15 protein-coding genes are annotated in these 16,403 nt (G+C 62.0%); 9 read left to right on the plus strand and 6 right to left on the minus strand.

Annotation, left to right across the window (positions count from 1 at the left end; translation table 11 throughout):
- The first annotated feature begins 20 nt into the window (after positions 1–20).
- Genes DQ393_RS18905 through DQ393_RS18915 form a run of 3 tightly spaced genes read left to right on the plus strand, consistent with a single transcriptional unit; the run spans position 21 to position 2,989 of the window.
- Positions 21–1,184, plus strand: coding sequence for a Re/Si-specific NAD(P)(+) transhydrogenase subunit alpha (locus tag DQ393_RS18905; protein WP_112343419.1), 1,164 nt, complete (start codon positions 21–23; stop codon positions 1,182–1,184).
- 1 nt (position 1,185) lies between these two features.
- The gene (locus DQ393_RS18910; protein WP_112343282.1) at positions 1,186–1,584 is read left to right on the plus strand and encodes an NAD(P) transhydrogenase subunit alpha; all 399 of its coding nucleotides are present in this window, start codon (positions 1,186–1,188) and stop codon (positions 1,582–1,584) included.
- 10 nt (positions 1,585–1,594) lie between these two features.
- Positions 1,595–2,989 carry an NAD(P)(+) transhydrogenase (Re/Si-specific) subunit beta gene (locus DQ393_RS18915; RefSeq protein WP_112343420.1) on the plus strand — a complete coding sequence of 465 codons (1,395 nt, stop codon included), beginning with the start codon at positions 1,595–1,597 and terminating at the stop codon, positions 2,987–2,989.
- Positions 2,990–3,037: 48 nt separating this feature from the next.
- Here DQ393_RS18915 and DQ393_RS18920 read toward each other — a convergent pair whose 3' ends face one another.
- The 4 genes from DQ393_RS18920 to rpsU all read right to left on the minus strand — a co-directional run bounded on the left by DQ393_RS18920 (position 3,038) and on the right by rpsU (position 7,361).
- Positions 3,038–4,693: a sensor histidine kinase gene (locus tag DQ393_RS18920; RefSeq protein ID WP_112343283.1), complete on the minus strand. Its 1,656-nt coding sequence runs from the start codon at positions 4,691–4,693 to the stop codon at positions 3,038–3,040.
- Between the two features lie 254 nt (positions 4,694–4,947).
- Complete coding sequence (locus tag DQ393_RS18925; RefSeq protein ID WP_112343284.1) at positions 4,948–6,018, minus strand: NAD(P)/FAD-dependent oxidoreductase; 1,071 nt, start codon at positions 6,016–6,018, stop codon at positions 4,948–4,950.
- A gap of 118 nt (positions 6,019–6,136) precedes the next feature.
- The gene (locus DQ393_RS18930; protein WP_112343285.1) at positions 6,137–7,012 is read right to left on the minus strand and encodes a tetratricopeptide repeat protein; all 876 of its coding nucleotides are present in this window, start codon (positions 7,010–7,012) and stop codon (positions 6,137–6,139) included.
- Positions 7,013–7,148: 136 nt separating this feature from the next.
- Entirely contained in the window at positions 7,149–7,361 is a 213-nt protein-coding gene (gene rpsU / locus DQ393_RS18935; RefSeq protein ID WP_004117638.1) for a 30S ribosomal protein S21, read from the minus strand.
- A 326-nt stretch (positions 7,362–7,687) separates the two neighbouring features.
- Here rpsU and DQ393_RS18940 point away from each other — a divergent pair, with 326 nt between their 5' ends.
- The 6 genes from DQ393_RS18940 to DQ393_RS18965 all read left to right on the plus strand — a co-directional run bounded on the left by DQ393_RS18940 (position 7,688) and on the right by DQ393_RS18965 (position 13,716).
- Positions 7,688–7,966 (plus strand): hypothetical protein, encoded by a 279-nt coding sequence (locus DQ393_RS18940; RefSeq protein ID WP_112343286.1) that lies wholly within the window; start codon positions 7,688–7,690, stop codon positions 7,964–7,966.
- 162 nt (positions 7,967–8,128) lie between these two features.
- On the plus strand, positions 8,129–9,382 hold the full coding sequence (locus DQ393_RS18945) for a sarcosine oxidase subunit beta family protein (protein ID WP_112343287.1): 1,254 nt from the start codon (positions 8,129–8,131) through the stop codon (positions 9,380–9,382).
- Positions 9,382–9,801 carry a hypothetical protein gene (locus DQ393_RS18950; RefSeq protein WP_112343288.1) on the plus strand — a complete coding sequence of 140 codons (420 nt, stop codon included), beginning with the start codon at positions 9,382–9,384 and terminating at the stop codon, positions 9,799–9,801. The genes DQ393_RS18945 and DQ393_RS18950 overlap by 1 nt, the downstream gene beginning before the upstream one ends.
- A gap of 15 nt (positions 9,802–9,816) precedes the next feature.
- Positions 9,817–10,182: a sarcosine oxidase subunit delta gene (locus DQ393_RS18955; protein WP_112343289.1), complete on the plus strand. Its 366-nt coding sequence runs from the start codon at positions 9,817–9,819 to the stop codon at positions 10,180–10,182.
- A complete protein-coding gene (locus DQ393_RS18960) occupies positions 10,179–13,175 on the plus strand; it encodes a sarcosine oxidase subunit alpha (protein WP_112343290.1) in 2,997 nt (998 codons plus the stop codon). The genes DQ393_RS18955 and DQ393_RS18960 overlap by 4 nt, the downstream gene beginning before the upstream one ends.
- Entirely contained in the window at positions 13,168–13,716 is a 549-nt protein-coding gene (locus DQ393_RS18965; RefSeq protein WP_112343291.1) for a sarcosine oxidase subunit gamma, read from the plus strand. Before DQ393_RS18960 ends, DQ393_RS18965 begins: the two co-directional genes overlap by 8 nt.
- Here the strand turns inward: DQ393_RS18965 and DQ393_RS18970 are convergent.
- Both DQ393_RS18970 and glgX read right to left on the minus strand, forming a co-directional pair.
- Positions 13,713–14,201, minus strand: a complete 489-nt coding sequence (locus DQ393_RS18970; protein WP_112343292.1) for a MaoC family dehydratase — start codon at positions 14,199–14,201, stop codon at positions 13,713–13,715. The genes DQ393_RS18965 and DQ393_RS18970 overlap by 4 nt on opposite strands.
- Positions 14,202–14,270: 69 nt before the next feature.
- Positions 14,271–16,241, minus strand: a complete 1,971-nt coding sequence (gene glgX, locus DQ393_RS18975) for a glycogen debranching protein GlgX (protein ID WP_112343293.1) — start codon at positions 16,239–16,241, stop codon at positions 14,271–14,273.
- Positions 16,242–16,403 lie beyond the last annotated feature (162 nt).

Genomic DNA, 16,403 nt, shown 5'->3' on the forward strand with positions numbered 1-16,403 from the left:
TTCGATGTGGGGTGGTGCTGTTGAGCAATCTGGTTTTCGTGGCCAAGGAAAGCGTGACGGAAGAGACGCGCGTTGCGGCTTCCGTCGAGACGGTGAAGAAGATGAGGGGGTTCGGCTTCGATGTCGTGATCGAAGCCGGTGCGGGGGTATCATCGCGCATTCCGGACGCGGAATACGAAGCCGCCGGCGCACGAATCGGCTCCGTCAAGGATGCGAAGGCGGCGGATGTCATCCTCAAGGTCAGACGCCCGACGACCAAGGAAATCGCCGGCTACAAGAACGGCGCGATCGTTATCGCCATCATGGATCCCTATGGCAACGAGGCCGCTCTTGCCGAGATGGCGCGCGCGGGCCTGACCAGCTTTGCCATGGAGCTGATGCCGCGTATCACCCGCGCGCAGTCGATGGATGTGCTGTCGTCGCAGGCCAATCTCGCTGGATATCAGGCCGTGATCGAGGCTGCTGCCGTCTATGACCGGGCACTGCCGATGATGATGACAGCGGCGGGAACGGTGCCGGCGGCAAAGGTATTCGTCATGGGTGCCGGCGTTGCCGGCCTGCAGGCGATCGCCACGGCCCGGCGCCTGGGTGCGCTGGTATCGGCGACGGACGTACGGCCGGCGGCCAAGGAGCAGGTGGCCTCGCTCGGTGCGAAATTTATCGCCGTCGAGGACGAAGAGTTCAAGGCGGCGGAGACCGCCGGCGGCTATGCCAAGGAAATGTCCAGGGAATATCAGGCCAAGCAGGCGGTGCTCGTCGCCGATCACATCGCCAAGCAGGATATCATCATCACGACGGCGCTGATCCCCGGCCGTCCTGCACCGCGGCTCGTCGGCCGCGACATGCTGAAGGCGATGCGCCAGGGCGCGGTTGCCGTGGACCTCGCGGTCGAGCGCGGCGGCAATATCGAGGGCGCCGAATACGGCAAGGTCGCCGAAGTCGAAGGCGTTCGCGTGATCGGCTATCCCAATATGGCGGGCCGGATCGCGGCCAGCGCCTCGGCCCTCTATGCCAAGAATCTCGTCACCTTCCTGGAAACGATGGTCGACAAGGATAGCAAGAGCCTCGGCCTCAACCGCCTCGACGAACTGATCAAGGCGACGATGCTGACTGACGGCGGCGAGGTTGTGAACCCGAATTTCGTCGATCCCGACCAGCCGACGGTCAACAAGGGAGATCTCTGAGATGGCCAGCCAAGCAATGGATCAGGCACTGCAGCAGCTGAACGACGCCGTTGCCGCCGTCACCGCAGCCGCCGCACAAGCGCCAGAGGTCGCCAGCGCTGCAACGGGCGGAGCGGTCGATCCCTTCGTTTTCCAGCTTGCGATCTTCGTGCTGGCAATCTTCGTCGGCTATTACGTCGTCTGGTCGGTGACGCCGGCTCTGCACACGCCGTTGATGGCGGTGACGAATGCCATTTCCTCGGTCATCGTGGTCGGTGCCTTGTTGGCCGTCGGCATCTCGGTGAGCGGTATCGCCACCGGCTTCGGCTTCGTGGCGCTGGTGCTTGTCTCGGTCAATATCGTCGGCGGCTTCCTTGTCACCCAGCGCATGCTGGCGATGTACAAGAAGAAGGACAAGTGAGGGCGGCATGCTGAGCAATATCGCCGCTTTCCTCTATCTCGTTTCCGGTGTCCTGTTCATCCTGGCGCTGCGCGGGCTCTCCCATCCGGCCACCAGCCGGCGCGGCAATCTCTACGGCATGATCGGCATGGGCATTGCCATCGCAACCACGCTGGTGCTGGCGACGCCGTCCTTCGGCGGCCTGGTGCTGATCATTCTCGGCCTTGCCATCGGCGGCGGGGCGGGCGCCTATATCGCCCGCGTCATTCCGATGACGTCGATGCCGCAGCTCGTTGCAGGTTTCCATTCGCTGGTCGGTCTGGCAGCCGTCCTCGTGGCCGCTTCGGCGCTCTATACGCCATCTTCCTTCGGTATCGGCGAGATCGGCCGCATCCACACGGAAGCGCGCATCGAAATGGCGATCGGTGTCGCGATCGGCGCGCTGACTTTCACCGGCTCGATCATCGCCTTCCTGAAGCTTGACGGGCGCATGTCCGGCAAGCCGATCCTGCTGCCGAACCGGCATGTCATCAATGCTGCCCTGCTTGTGCTGATCGTGTTCTTCATTATCAGCCTTGCGGCAAGCGAGAGCCATTTCGCTTTCTGGGCCGTTGTGCTGTTGTCGCTGGCGCTCGGCGTGCTGCTGATCGTGCCGATCGGCGGCGCCGACATGCCCGTCGTCGTGTCGATGCTGAATTCCTATTCCGGCTGGGCAGCCGCCGGTATCGGCTTCACGCTCGGCAATCTGGCGCTTATCATCACCGGCGCGCTTGTCGGATCTTCGGGTGCGATCCTGTCCTACATCATGTGCAAGGGCATGAACCGCTCCTTCATCTCCGTCATTCTCGGCGGTTTCGGTGGCGAAACGGCATCGGGCGGTGCCGATAATTCCGACAAGACCGTCAAGCTTGGTTCGGCGGAAGATGCCGCCTATCTGATGGCGAACGCCTCCAAGGTCATCATCGTTCCGGGTTACGGCATGGCTGTGGCGCAGGCCCAGCACGCGCTGCGTGAGATGGCGGACAGGCTGAAGGCCCATGGCGTCGAGGTGAAATATGCCATCCATCCCGTCGCCGGCCGCATGCCCGGTCATATGAACGTGCTGCTGGCGGAAGCCAATGTGCCCTATGACGAGGTCTTCGAACTCGAGGACATCAATTCGGAATTTGCCCAGGCCGATGTCGCCTATGTCATCGGCGCGAACGACGTCACCAATCCGGCAGCGCGCGACGACAAGACCTCGTCGATCTACGGCATGCCGATCCTCGATGTCGACAAGGCCAAGACCTGCCTCTTCGTCAAGCGTTCGCTCGGCTCCGGCTATGCAGGCATCGACAACACGCTGTTCTACAAGGACGGCACGATGATGCTCTTGGGCGACGCCAAGAAGGTCACGGAGGAGATCGTCAAGGCGATGAACGAGTAGGCTTTGGAAAACGGCATACGGGAAAGACTGATGATCGCGGGAGGTGCTTCAGCTCCGCTCGCGTTCCATCGTGCTGCGCAGGGCGGTCAATCTCCAGACGAGGCCGGTTGGGCGAAAATCGATCTCGACGCTGCCGCTGAAGGATGCAGCGGCGTGCGTTTTCGTCACCGTGGTGCCGAAGCCGGTGTCCTTTGGCGGCTTGACCGGAGGGCCATCCCTTTCCGTCCACACGAAGCGGATCATCGGCCCGTTTTCGCCGGCCTCCGTCGTCCATTCGATGGTGATCTTGCCTTCGGGAGCCGAAAGCGCCCCGTATTTCACTGAATTGGTCGCGAGCTCATGCAGGACGAGGCCGAGATTCTGCACGGCCTCGGGCTTCAGCAGGAAATCGTTGCCGAGAACATCGAGCTGCTGCGGCCCCTGCAGGAAGGTCGCAAGATGAATGTCGATCACGCGGCGCAGCGAAACGCCGGACCATTGTTCGCTGGTCAGGACCTCGATCGAACGCGCCAATCCTTCCAGCCGGTCGGCGACGGCGCGCTGGAAGCTGTCGACGCTGTCCGTCTGCCGTGCGAGCTGCCTTGTCATCGCCTGAGCGAGCGCCAGCAGATTCTTGGTACGGTGGACGAGTTCGTGCATGACGAAATGCAGCCGGTCTTCCGTGACGCTGCGATCGAAGGATGCGTTGGAAAGCGCTATGGCCACCTGGTTCGCCTCGATGACACTGGTGTCGATCGGCGATACGATCTCGCCACGGCCCATGCGGTCGGCCATGTCGGCAATGCTCTGAATGGTGATGCGCACCTGCCGCGCCAGGGCATAGACAGCAATCAAGGCGATCAACAGCAGCGTGACGCCGCCGTAGATCAGAAAGCGCCAGGTGCTCATCAGCGACGCCTGCGCCGATGCGATCGGTCCCCAGACGACCGCCTTCCAGGACCAGCCGGAAATTTGCGCATAGCCGAGCACTGCGTTCGGCAGGACCTTCTCATCCTGATAAACACCGCTGGATGCGATCAGCTTCGGCAGGATGTTCTTATTGAATGCGTCGCCCGGGGCGAGGGTCGTCGGGCCACCGGCGGCAACGACATGTCCGGATTTGTCCAGAACGGCGGCAGACCAGCCGGGTGGCAGGGCTTCCGTGGTCACGAGCTTGGCGAGTTCGTCCGCATCCTGGGTTACCGCGAGGGCAGCTCCGGCCGGGGAGTGCTCGAGAGGCAGGGTGACGTTGTAGACCCAGCGGCGGGCGTTCGTGCCGATGAAGACATCGGACGCCTCGATTCGTCCGGATTTCAGTGCCGATTGCAGCGCGGCTATATTGCCGGTCTTGCCGAGCGGCTTGCCGAGTGGCCAGCGCGTATTCAACCTCAGCTGGCCATCCTTTTCCATGAGCAGGACGAAGAGGGAATCTGTGCGCAGGACCGTTTCCGTGCGGGCAAAGAAAGTGGCGATATCGTTGCGCTCGAGTTCAGGCGAAGAGGACAGCAGCCGCAACGTCGTCGCCATGTCCTGCAGCTGGCGGTCGATGACTCGCGCCAAAGCCTGAGCGTCCTGAACCGTATCGCCTTTCAGCGCATCGCGTTCATTGTTTTCCAGCTGGACGAGAAGGAGAGCGACGAAGGCCAGAATAGGCAAGGCAATCGCCAAGGCTATGGCGATCAGATAGGCTCCAATCGACGCTTTCGGGAAATGCGATTTCCTCATGAGGCGATCAACCGATCGTGCCTCCACGACGGTCCAAAGCGCCGGCAAACGCGAAAAGAATGGTTTTGGTCATCATGCCCAGCGCCCCCATGCCCTGTCCCGAGCTACATGCTCTCGAAGCGTCCATGTTAGGGCTCGGTAAATTGCCTTGCAACATATGAAAAGTCATTGCTTCGAAATCATAAACGATCTCGGGTATTTACGACTGCGGCAATGCATCCCCTGAGTTGCGGTGCCCCTGCCTTTTACGAGGGTCAGGCAAAGCGCGAGAGGCGGAAAGAGGCAAGCTGATCGTCGTTCTTGCCGTCGACGATTGCCTCGGCCGCAAGCAGGCCGACCAGCGGCGCCAGCGTGACACCCGAATGCAGCACAGCGACATAGAGGCCGGGCGCGTCATCGACGCCTCCCAGAATGGGTAGGCCATCCTTTGGGGTCGGGCGATGACCGACGGTGTGGAAATCGAGCTGCAGCGCCTCTCCGCCCTTCAAGGTTGCCTTGGCCTTGGCGAAGAGCTCGCGGGCGGCCGCCTGTGGATCATCGCCGGGATCGGTGCCGCCGAAGTCGCCGCCGGCAATGATCCGCCCTTCAGCCGTCTGGCGCAAATGCAGTTCCGGCGCCATCACCAGGCCATTCAGCAGCTTTTGTGCGGGCTGGGAATGAACGATAAGCCCTGGCGGCGTTTCCAGCGGCACTTGGATATCGACAGATGCCGCAAGCGGTGCGGTGCCCGCACCGGCGGCAAGAACGACATGGTCGGCGCGCATCTCGCCTTCGCTCGTCTCAATACCGGTGATTCGCCCGCCTTGCATCAGCAGACGTTCGACTTCGACGCCGGACAAAAAGATCGCGCCGCGGCGTGTGGCATCTTGCAAGAGCTGCTCTGCCGCGGCAACGGGTTCGACGGCGCCCTCTTCGGCGACATGCAGCGCATAGTCCGGCGGATTGGCGAGATTGGGTTCGATCATCGCGCTGGTAGCTCGATCGACCGGCTGTATGCCGTAGCCCCAACCGTGATGCCGGGCTGCATAGGCGTCCAGCTCCGCCTCCGGGAGATCCCAGCACAGGCCGCCGCACCAGGATAGCGGCAGGCCGGGAAGCTCGGCGGCAAGCCTCGACCATTCGCGCATCGAGCGGTGGCGGAAATGGAAGTAGAATTCCGGATTGCCCCAGCTCGCATTGATCCAGGCGAAGGAATTCGGTGTCGCCACGCCGCCGGCCCGCTCCGCGATCACCGTGACGGACGCACCCTTGCGGCTCAGATGCCAGGCGATGGACGCGCCGATGATGCCGGCGCCGATAACGATGATCTTCTGGGGGGAGGGCATGTCTCTGTCTCGTTCGGATGGGAATGGACCGAGACTAGGCGTTCGCCGAGGCAAAGAAAAGCCGCCGGGCAAAGGATCGCCGGCGGCTTGGATGTCCTATCGCGATGCAACCTTCGTATCAGGCGCCGGCGCCGACACGCGCCAGGCCGTCCCTGGCCGGCTGGTAGTTCGGATCGAGATTGACCGCGTGCTGATAGGAGCGGCGCGCTTTCGCCTTGTCGCCCCGGCGCTCATAGACGAAGGCCTGGTTTGCCCAGGATTCGGCAACCTTGTTGTTGAGCTCGATGGCGTGGTTGAAATCGGCGAAGGCGTTGTCGTCGTCGTTCTGCGCGAGATAGGAGATGCCGCGACTGTTGTATGGCTCCGGCGAGTTCGGAGACAATGAGATCGCCTTCGAGAAATCGTCGATCGCCTTGTCCTGCTGATTGCGCTTCTGAAAGATCACGCCGCGGCCGTTATAGGCGCGACCGTCGGTGGTGCCGAGGCTGATTGCCTTCGAATAGTCATTGAAGGCGTCGTTATCGCGGCCGGCCTGGCGGTAGAGGTTACCACGGCCGATATAGGCGACGTCGTAGTTCGAATTGATCTGCAGCGCTGCGTTATAGTCCGCGATGGCTTCCGGCAGCTTGCCCATGTTGCGATAGATGAGCGCGCGGTTGGCGTAGGCCTGATAGAACTTCGGATTGAGCTGGATCGCCTGATTGAAGTCGCCGAGGGCGCGGTTGAAATCGCCGCCGCGGCCATAGGCCGTGCCCCGAACGTTATAGCCCTCAGGATCCTGCGGGTTGGCATTGATGACCGACGTCAGCGACGCGATATTTTCCGAGGAGCCTTGCGCCTTGTCGATCTGAATCACGTTATCGGTGGAGGCGGTTTGGCAGCCGGAAAGGCTGATTGCGGCAAGTATCGCCAAAGCAGGCAGCACCGCGGCGCGCTTCGAAACGGGTAAGGAGAGGTTCGAAGTGCGGAACTTTACGGAAGTCGTCATTGCCATTATCGGGTCGCTTTCCCCATGCGTCATATCAGGCTGTTCTGATTTAATCCGATTTGCCCAGAGAATAAATCAAAAAGGCGGCGGCGAACGACTCGCCCCCGCCACACATGCATCTGAAAACGTCGAAAAACGGCGATTACTTGGCAACCAGGCCTTCGCGCTGAGCGCGCTTGCGAGCAAGCTTGCGAACGCGACGAACAGCTTCAGCCTTCTCGCGAGCACGCTTCTGCGACGGCTTTTCATAGTAGTCGCGCATCTTCATTTCGCGGAAAATACCTTCGCGCTGCATCTTCTTCTTGAGAGCGCGGAGAGCCTGGTCGACATTGTTATCGCGGACAAGTACCTGCACGAGAATCACGTTCCTTTGGTTTGGTTGATGCCAGCGGCGACTGCAGCGCCAGGAGGCAAAAATATAACGTTCGCGCAGCCGCAGCCTTGCGATTGGTAGGCGAGATAGCAGATCGGTTTGTCAAAGTCTAGCCAGATCGTGAGTTTGCAGAGGAAAAAGCGGTTTGTCGAGTACCGAATTCAGCCAGAAATGCCTGTGGCACTTCGCGGAAGCTGTTGAATAAGCGATCGGCGATCCCCCGGTCTTTGCGACATTGACATGCTTGTGTGAGTATCTCGGATCACGCTCCATTTAGGCCATCGCCGGATGTCAGAGAGAATCGCCTTATGAAATCGCGTCGCTTTGTTGCCGTTGGAAGATTGCTTGCAGCGCCAGCGCTTGTCCTCGTCGTTCTCGCTGCGGCGCTTGCGCCTGCCGCGGCCGGCGAGGTGCGGCTCGGCAAGAATGTCCGCGTCGGCGGCCACGACTTTTCCAATCAGACCTTCGACAGTAAGCACCGTGCGAGGATCTATCTTTACAATGGGAAGCCGCAGAGGGAGGGATGCGCCTGGCGTAAGGACGGTCGTGGCGGGCGGGTGAAGGTCTGCCATCTGCAGCGCAAATAAAGTTGCTAAGAGGTCTTAAGCGCGGCAGCCGGGAACGCGGCAATTTTAACCGTGTCGAAAGACGGTCCCTAATGCGTCGCAAAAGAGCCGTTGTGTCGGTTTTCGATTTGCGATTTGTATGACCCACAAGAAGGGCGTCTTGCCTGAAGGAGTTGAGGGCGAATGCGTAAATACTCGGTTTTTGCCGTGGCACGGGAAGCGATGCGGGCTCACAAGGGTTGGGAGGCTCAGTGGACCTCGCCGGAGCCGCGCAAGGAGTATGACGTCATCATCGTCGGCGCCGGCGGTCATGGCCTTGGTGCCGCCTACTATCTCGCCAAGGAGCACGGCATCACCAATGTCGCGGTCATCGAGAAGGGCTGGCTCGGCGGCGGCAATACCGGCCGCAACACGACCATCATCCGCTCGAACTATCTCTATGAAGAGAGCATGCACATCTACGAGCATTCGATGAAGCTCTGGGAGGGGCTGTCTCAGGATCTCAATTATAATGTCATGTATTCGCCGCGCGGCGTGATGATGCTGTCGCACAATGTGCACGACCAGCAGTCCTTCAAGCGCCATATCCACGCCAACCGTCTCTATGGCATCGACAATGAATGGCTGACGCCGGAACAGGCCAAGGCTTACTGTCCGCCACTCGATATTTCGAAGACGGCGCGCTATCCGATCAACGGCGCCGCCCTGCAGCGCCGTGGCGGCACGGCGCGTCACGATGCCGTTGCCTGGGGCTTTGCCCGCGCCGCTTCCGATCGCGGCGTGCACATCATCCAGAATTGCGAAGTCACCGGCATTCGCCGTGGGCCGGATGGCCGCGTGACGGGCGTCGAAACGAGCAAGGGCTTTATCGGCGCCAAGAAGGTCGGCGTTTCGGCCGCCGGCCACACCACGGTCGTCATGCAGATGGCCGGGGTGCGGGTGCCGCTGCAATCGAGCCCGCTGCAGGCGCTGGTCTCCGAGCCGCTGAAGCCGATCTTCCCCTGCGTCGTCATGTCGAACACGGTGCATGCCTATATCTCGCAGTCCGACAAGGGCGAACTCGTCATCGGCGCCGGCACGGACCAGTACAACTCCTATAGCCAGACCGGCGGTTTGCAGATCATCACCCATACGCTGGATGCGATCTGCGAGCTGTTCCCGATGTTCCGCCGCGTGAAGATGATGCGCTCCTGGGGCGGCATCGTCGACAATACGCCCGACCGTTCGGCGATCCAGTCGAAGACGCCGGTGCCCGGTCTCTACGTCAATTGCGGCTGGGGCACGGGCGGCTTCAAGGCGACGCCGGGTTCGGCCAATCTCTTTGCCCATCTGATTGCCCGCGACGAGCCGCATAAGTTCAATGCCGGCCTGACGCTGGATCGCTTCCGCACCGGCCGCCTGATCGATGAGGCGGCCGCCGCCGCCGTAGCGCACTGATGCCGGCGGCGGTCGGGATCGTTCTTGCGGCGGGGCTTTCCTTGCCGGCCGGAACGATCGCGGCCGAAGTCAGCAATCTTATTCCGGGGGCCGGGGATTTTCGCATGCAGGTGATTCACAAGGCGAAGGATGAGGCCGAATGGCCCTTCGTGGCCGAAAGCGGCGTGCTTGCCTGCGCCAGGGTGCTGAACAAGCCGGCCGTTTACTTCGTGCCGGAGCAGAAACCCGAGGCAAAGCGCGCTTTCGCGCTCGATACGGATCTGCTTGGCATGAGCCTGGTCAATCTGGGGATGACCGACGTGCTGAAACCCTATGGATCGCTGGAAGCGCTGCTGAAGCGCATAACACCTTTCGTCATCATGGGACGGCGGCTTTGCGCCCAGCCTCCCGGCACAAGCCTTACGGGCTCCGAGCTTTAACACAGGTAGAAAACGATGCTGCTGATTTACTGCCCCTATTGCGAGGAAGAGCGTTCGGAACTCGAATTCCGCAACGCCGGCGATGCGCATATCGTGCGGCCGGCCAATATTGCCGGAATCTCGGATGAGGAGTTCGAGGAATATTTCTTCCTGCGCGACAATCCGAAGGGCCTGATCTTCGAGCGCTGGCGGCATATCCATGGCTGCGGCCGCTTCTTCAATGCCGCGCGTGACACGGTAAGCGATCATTTCTATCGCACGTATAAGGCCGGCGAGCCGAAGCCGGATGCCGCGACGCTGCTGCCAGGCGCGTCCGAGCCGGTTGCGCAGCATAAGAACGAACAAGAACAGACGGCACAAGCAGAGGGATTTGTTGAATGAGCGGCGCCAATCGTATCGCGGGCAAGGGACGTCTGACGCCGGCCAGAACCGCTCGCTTCACTTTTGACGGCAAGAGCTATACCGCGCTCGAAGGCGACACCGTCGCCTCGGCGCTGCTTGCCAACGGCGTCCATCTTGTCGGCCGGTCCTTCAAATATCACCGTCCGCGCGGCATTCTTTCGGCCGGAGCCGAAGAGCCGAACGCGCTGCTCGATATCTCGCGCGATGCGGCGCGGCGTCAGCCGAACGTACGCGCCAGCGTGCAGGAAGTCTTCGACGGCATGAAGGCACAGTCGCAGAACCGCTGGCCCTCGCTCGCTTTCGATGTCGGCGGCGTCAACAATCTGATGTCACCCTTCTTTGCCGCCGGCTTCTACTACAAGACCTTCATGTGGCCGAAGGCGGCCTGGAAGCATCTCTACGAACCCTTCATCCGCCGTGCAGCCGGCCTCGGCGTCGCGCCGACGGAAGAAGATCCGGATCATTATGCCAGCCGCTATGCGCATTGCGATGTGCTTGTCGTCGGTGCCGGTATTGCCGGCCTTTCCGCAGCACTCGCCGCCGCCGAAACCGGCGCCAAAGTCATCCTCTGTGACGAGCAGCCTGATGTCGGCGGCGCGCTCCGCTTCGATACCGGCATCAAGATCGACGGCGTCGAGGGCTATGACTGGGCGCAGGCTACCGTCGCCAAGCTCAAGGCGATGCCGAATGTCCAGGTCCTGACACGGACGACCGCCTTCGGCTACTACAACCATAATTTCTTCGGTCTTGCCGAACGGGTGACCGACCATCTTGCAAGGCCAGGCCGCGACCTGCCGCGCGAACGCCTGTGGCAAGTGCGCGCCAAGCGCGCCATCCTGGCGACCGGCGCCATCGAACGCCACATGGTATTCCCAAACAACGACCGGCCGGGCATCATGCTGGCGTCTGCCGCGCGTGCCTATCTCAACCACTATGGCGTCGCCGTCGGCGCGAAGATCGGCGTCTATACGGCGCATGATTCGGCCTATGAAGCCGCCTTCGATCTCAAGCGCGCAGGCGTTTCCGTCGTCGCGATCGTTGACAGCCGCGCGCGGCCCGGCGAGGCAGTTCTGGCCGAGGCAAAGCGGCTGGGCATCGAGGTGATGACCGACTATGCCGTCATCGACACGGCCGGCAAGCTGCGCGTTTCCTCGATGACGGTCGCGCGCAACGGCAGCTCCGCTACCCGCAAGATCGCCATCGACGCCGTGCTGGTTTCGGCTGGCTGGACGCCTTCCGTTCATCTCTTCTCGCAGTCGCGCGGCAAGCTGAAATTCGATACCGAGAAGCAGCGTTTCCTGCCAGGCACCTATGTTCAGGATTGCCTTTCTGTCGGCGCCTGCAACGGCACGGATGGCCTGCAGGCGGCTATCGAGGAATCGCTGGCCGCCGGCGAGCTGATGGCGCGCGCCACGGGCAGCACCAATGGCGGTGAAAAGATCCAGCTCCACGCCGAGCAGGCCTTCGAATGGACCGGCGGCATGATCGGCGCGGCCGAAGGCGCCGGGCCGGACACGAATGCAAAGGCTTTCGTCGATTTCCAGCACGACGTCTGCGCCAAGGATATCCGCCTTGCCGTGCGCGAAGGCATGCATTCCATCGAGCACATCAAGCGCTTCACCACCAACGGCATGGCCTCCGACCAGGGCAAGCTTTCCAACATGCACGGGCTGGCGATCGCCGCCGAAATGCTCGGCAAGGATATTCCGCAGGTCGGTCTCACCACCTTCCGCGCGCCCTATACGCCCGTCACCTACGGCACGCTGATCAGCCATTCGCGTGGGGCCCTCTTCGATCCCGCCCGCAAGACGCCGATGCATGCCTGGGAAGAGGCGCATGGCGCCATCTTCGAAGATGTCGGCAACTGGAAGCGCGCCTGGTTCTATCCGCGCGCCGGCGAGACCATGCACCAGGCCGTCAATCGCGAGTGCCGCACGGCGCGCGAAGTGGCCGGTGTGTTCGATGCCTCGACGCTCGGTAAGATCGAAGTGGTCGGGCCGGATGCGGCGGAATTCCTGAACCTGATCTACACCAATGCCTGGGACACGCTGAAGCCCGGCCGCTGCCGCTACGGCATCATGACCCGCGAGGATGGCTTCGTCTACGACGATGGCGTCGTCGGGCGTCTGGCCGAGGATCGCTTCCACGTGACCACCACGACCGGCGGTGCGCCGCGCGTGCTGCATCACATGGAAGACTATCTGCAGACCGAGTTCCCGCATCTGAAAGTGTGGCTGACGTCCACCACAGAGCAGTGGGCCGTCATCGCGGTGCAGGGGCCGAAGGCGCGCGAGATCATCGAGCCGCTCGTCGAGGGCCAGGATCTGTCCAACGAGGCCTTCCCGCATATGAGCGTGGCCGAGTGCAAGGTCTGCGGCGTACCGGCGCGGCTGTTCCGTGTCTCCTTCACCGGTGAAACCGGCTATGAAATCAATGTACCGGCCGATTACGGCCAATCCGTATGGGAAGCCGTCTGGGCTCGCGCCGAACCGCTGGGCGCCTGCGCCTACGGCACCGAGACCATGCACGTGCTGCGCGCCGAAAAGGGCTACATCATCGTCGGCCAGGATACCGATGGTACGGTGACGCCTGACGATGCCGGCCTTGCCTGGGCTGTTTCCAAGAAGAAGACCGATTTCGTCGGCATTCGCGGCCTGAAGCGGCCGGATCTCGTCAAGGAAGGGCGCAAGCAGCTCGTCGGTCTCGTCACCCGCGATCCGAAGGTGGTGCTGGAGGAGGGCGCACAGATCGTTGCAGATCCGAATGAGCCGAAACCGATGACCATGCTCGGCCATGTCACTTCTTCCTACTGGTCCGAGAATCTCGGCCGCTCCATCGCCTTCGCGCTGGTGGCGGGCGGGCGCGAGCGCATGGGCAAGACGCTCTATGTGCCGATGCCCGACAAGACCATATCAGTCGAGGTGACGGATCTGGTGTTCTTTGACAAGGAAGGAGGCCGGATCAATGGCTGATCTCGCTACCCGCAAACTGCCGCTCGCCGGCCGCCACGGCGGCTCCTCCACCGTTCGGTTGACGCCAGCCGCTCCCGCAAGCCGCATTTCGCTGCGCGCGCCTGCCGATTCCGTCGGCGCTCTTTCGCAGGCGCTTGGCCTGCAGCTGCCGACCCGGCCGAAGACTTCAGTCAGCGGCAATGGGCGTCATGCTCTATGGCTCGGCCCGGACGAATGGCTCGTTATCGACGAAAACGGTGCCGAGCTGGTCGGGGTGGCTGCATCGGCTGGCGTGCTGCATTCGGCGACCGATGTCTCGCATCGCAATACAGCCATTGTCGTGTCCGGCCCCGGCGCGGAAGCGACGCTTGCCGCCGGCTGCCCGCAGGATGTTTCGTTGAGCGCATTCCCCGTCGGCGCCTGCTCGCGCACGCTGCTTGGTAAGGCGGAAGTCGTGATCCTGCGGCTCGATGATGAGACATTCCGCGTCGAAGTCTGGCGCTCCTTCTCCGACTATGCCTTCGGTCTTCTGGCCGAGGGTGCGGAGGATGCGGGCCTTTAACCCTCTTCCGGACGATCCTTCGGATCGAACTGCGATATGGTCGTCCATGTCGCAGTCAGTGCCGGCTTGCGTTCGTTTTCGATCTCGACCGTCACGTCATAGGTCAGCATCAGCATATTGGCGCCGCGCAGTCGGGTTTCGGCGAGCGTGAAACGGCCACGCACCTGCGCGCCGCATTTGACCGGCGACATGAAACGGATCTTCTCGAAGCCGTAGTTGATGCCCAGGGTTTGTTCGCGGATTTTCGGCAGGGCGCTGTAGTTCATCGCCGAGAGAAGCGAGAGTGTCAGGAAGCCGTGGGCAATGGTGCCGCCATAGGGCGTTTCCGCCCTGGCACGTTCGGGATCGACGTGGATGAACTGGTGGTCGAGCGTCGCATCGGCAAAGGTGTCGATCATCGTCTGGTCCACGATGATCCAGTCGGAAACGCCGATCTCCGTTCCCGCAAGTTTCATGATCTCTACAAGCGAGATATCGCCGGGCATTCCATCCTCGTCAGTCTAAATGGCCGCTGACTCCTTTCTGGCGAATCGAAACGGAAAGTGCAACCGCGATCAGTTTTCGAGAAGGAAGGCGACGGAACGTGCGGGTACGGTGATTTGGGCGCCTGCCGCATTCTCGCCTGTTGCGGTCAGCAGAGACCAGCCGCCGCTCTCGGCAGCAGGCAATGTGACGGCGCGTTCGTCTGAGGCGCGATTGAAGACTATGGCGAGCCGCGTCGCCCGATTCGTGGCGTGATCCTGTGTTTTGAGCGCCATGCCGAGCACGGCCGCCTTCGGCGCCTCCCAATCGGGCACCGCCATTGGCGTTCCTGCGCCTGAGAACCAGAGCACATCGCCATCGCCGTGAAAGAAATCCATGTCGCCAAAGGCGGTGAAGCGGCGGCGCAGGCCGGCAAGCCATGCGGTATGGCCGATGAGTTCCTCGTCCAGCACCTTCCAGTCCATCCAGGTGATGGCATTGTCCTGGCAATAGGCGTTGTTGTTGCCCTGCTGGCTGCGTCCGCCTTCATCGCCTGCGGTCAGCATGATCGAGCCGCGCGTGGCAAAGAGCGTCGAGAGCATGGCTTCGATATCGGCGCGGCGCTTGCGCTGGATCGACGGATCATCCGTCTTGCCTTCGACACCGTTGTTCCAGGAGAAGTTCTCGTTGTGGCCGTCGCGGTTGTTCTCGCCATTGGCCTCATTGTGCTTGTTCTCGCAGGAAACAAGGTCCATCAGCGTGAAGCCGTCATGGGCGGCGAGGAAATTGACCGTGCGCGTCTGTGCGCGCCCGTCGCGGCCGAAGATGGAGGAGGAGCCGGCAAGCACGGTCGCGAGATCGCCGATGCCGGCATCACAGCGCCAGAAGCGTCGCAGGTCGTCACGGGCGCGGTCGTTCCATTCGAGAAAAGGTGTGGGGAAATTTCCCAGCTGGTAGCCGCCCGGGCCGATGTCCCAAGGCTCGGCGATCATGACGCGATCCTGCAGCACCTCGTCCGCCAGCATGGTGCGCAGCGTCATGCTTTCCGGATCGAAGCCTTTGCCGTTGCGGCCGAGCACGGTGGCGAGGTCGAAACGGAAGCCGTCGATGCCGGCATTCCGAACGAAATGGCGCAGGCTGTCGATGATGAGCTTGCGCGTTGCCGGCTGGTCGCAGGCGACGGTATTGCCCGTGCCGGTATCGTTGACCAGCGTGCCGGGCTGGTCAGGCAAATGGCGGAAATAGGTGGGGTTGTCGAGGCCGCGCAATGACAAGGTCGGCCCCTGGCGATCGCTCTCGCCCGTATGATTGAAGACGAGATCGAGAATGACGGCGATGCCTTCGGCGTGAAGGGCTTCGACCGTCTCGCGCAACTCCTTCATGCCGCCGGGCGCGAGGCGTGGATCGAGCGCCATGAAGGCGACCGGGTTGTAGCCCCAGCCATTGGTGAGGCCGAGCGGCGGTAGGTGCCGTTCGTCGATCCATGCGGTGATCGGCATCAGCTCGACAGCGTCGACCTGAAGGCACCTGAGATGCGCAATGATGGACGGGTGGGCGAGGGCGCCGAGCGTGCCGCGTTGTTTCGCCGGCACATCGGGATGCAGCATGGTGAAGGACTTCACGGCGATTTCATAGATCAGGCCGCCGGGCTGAAACAAAGGCTTGGCCGGCTTGACGGCGACATCGCGCGAGACGATCGCCTTGGGCATCAGATCCTGCGTATCGGCACCGAAGACACCCAGTCGTGGATCGTAACGAAACGGCCGATCGAGCTCCCTGGCGTAGGGATCGACCAACAGCTTGGATGGGTCGAACCACAGGCCGTGATCAGGATCATAGGCGCCATGGGCGCGCAGGCCATAGCGCGCGCCTTCCCTTGCGTCCTTGACGAAAAGGCGATGCTCATCGCCGTCGCGGGTGAGCGGAAGCCGCGCGATTTCCTTGTGGCCCTCGGCGTCGAACAGACAGAGGTCTATCTGCTCGGCGTGTCTGGAGTAGACAGCAAATTCGACACCCGAGTCGGTGAGGGTGGCGCCAAGGCAGCGGGTTGTCGGTTCGGACATGTCTCGCGGGCTTTCCATTTTCGGACGTTGGAACGAAGGGGATGCAATTTGCCGTCGTTCCCGGATACACCCCTCATCCGCCTTTCGGCGATTTCGCTCTGCTCAATCACCGAAATCCACCTTCTCCCCGAGGGGAGAAGGTCCTTATGGCACAATCTCCTC

It is taken from the genome of Martinezella tropici (assembly GCF_003287875.1).
Lineage (GTDB): Bacteria > Pseudomonadota > Alphaproteobacteria > Rhizobiales > Rhizobiaceae > Rhizobium > Rhizobium tropici_C.

Excerpts from the sequence above, each read along its gene's own strand:
- DQ393_RS18910 (WP_112343282.1), top strand. The coding sequence starts at position 1,186 with ATGGCCAGCCAAGCAATGGATCAGGCACTGCAGCAGCTGAACGACGCC.
- DQ393_RS18920 (WP_112343283.1), bottom strand. The coding sequence starts at position 4,693 with ATGAGGAAATCGCATTTCCCGAAAGCGTCGATTGGAGCCTATCTGATC.
- DQ393_RS18925 (WP_112343284.1), bottom strand. The coding sequence starts at position 6,018 with ATGCCCTCCCCCCAGAAGATCATCGTTATCGGCGCCGGCATCATCGGC.
- DQ393_RS18930 (WP_112343285.1), bottom strand. The coding sequence starts at position 7,012 with ATGGCAATGACGACTTCCGTAAAGTTCCGCACTTCGAACCTCTCCTTA.
- DQ393_RS18940 (WP_112343286.1), top strand. The coding sequence starts at position 7,688 with ATGAAATCGCGTCGCTTTGTTGCCGTTGGAAGATTGCTTGCAGCGCCA.
- DQ393_RS18945 (WP_112343287.1), top strand. The coding sequence starts at position 8,129 with ATGCGTAAATACTCGGTTTTTGCCGTGGCACGGGAAGCGATGCGGGCT.
- DQ393_RS18950 (WP_112343288.1), top strand. The coding sequence starts at position 9,382 with ATGCCGGCGGCGGTCGGGATCGTTCTTGCGGCGGGGCTTTCCTTGCCG.
- DQ393_RS18955 (WP_112343289.1), top strand. The coding sequence starts at position 9,817 with ATGCTGCTGATTTACTGCCCCTATTGCGAGGAAGAGCGTTCGGAACTC.
- DQ393_RS18960 (WP_112343290.1), top strand. The coding sequence starts at position 10,179 with ATGAGCGGCGCCAATCGTATCGCGGGCAAGGGACGTCTGACGCCGGCC.
- DQ393_RS18965 (WP_112343291.1), top strand. The coding sequence starts at position 13,168 with ATGGCTGATCTCGCTACCCGCAAACTGCCGCTCGCCGGCCGCCACGGC.
- DQ393_RS18970 (WP_112343292.1), bottom strand. The coding sequence starts at position 14,201 with ATGCCCGGCGATATCTCGCTTGTAGAGATCATGAAACTTGCGGGAACG.
- glgX (WP_112343293.1), bottom strand. The coding sequence starts at position 16,241 with ATGTCCGAACCGACAACCCGCTGCCTTGGCGCCACCCTCACCGACTCG.